Origin of the sequence: Undibacterium umbellatum, from assembly GCF_014284125.1 — a bacterium.
Classification (GTDB): Bacteria; Pseudomonadota; Gammaproteobacteria; order Burkholderiales; family Burkholderiaceae_D; genus Undibacterium; species Undibacterium umbellatum.
Window position 1 is genome coordinate 1 of the sequence record NZ_JACOFX010000067.1, and the last position, 630, is coordinate 630.

Annotated in this window: 1 protein-coding gene; it reads right to left on the reverse strand. The window is 58.3% G+C overall.

What is annotated here, in order from left to right; all coding sequences use genetic code 11:
- Window positions 1–630, reverse strand: a 630-nt coding sequence (locus H8L47_RS29205) for a cellulose synthase subunit BcsC-related outer membrane protein (RefSeq protein ID WP_186957337.1), incomplete at both ends; no start/stop codon positions are given.

Here is a 630-nt window from a genome sequence, read left to right on the forward strand (position 1 = left end):
ACGCCACCCCAGGTGAGCCCATACAGGCTGTCTTTGGCGCCAGCATAGGAGAGGTAGCTGTCGCTGACTGAGCGGCGGGCAACTTCGATGCCGAGGCTGAGTCCATCGTCGCTGCCACTCCAGCGCAGTCCGCCAACAACGTTCTGGACGGGGAAGCCTATGGGGCTGGAGCCTATATCTGCTCTGACGCCTGCGAGTTCGTAGCTGAGGTTGAGGGCGACGCCTTTGGCTTCCTGGTCGAGTGTGGCGACATTGGGGAGGCCTTGCTGGCGGGCGATGGTGGTGAATGGAACTTTGGCGTATCTGGCGCGTTCTACCACGATGGCATTGCGGCCAAACTGGCCCGAGACTGCGGGGTCGTTCTGGAACAGGGTGCCAGCATCGACAACGACGGGGATGATCTTGAGACCAAACTGGCCAAGACCAAGGGTGTTGATGCGGGCTTCTATGGGAATTTCTATGTCGGTCAGGGCAGAGAGACCTTTTTCTCCGCTGCGTGCTCTGCCTGCGACTTCAACTGAAACTTCCGTTCTCTTGAGGTCGTTGATGGCGTCGATTTCTTTCAGCAACGCCGCTTCTTCTGGACTGACATTCGTGGCTTTTACTGGCTTGGCTCTGCTTGTTGCTGCA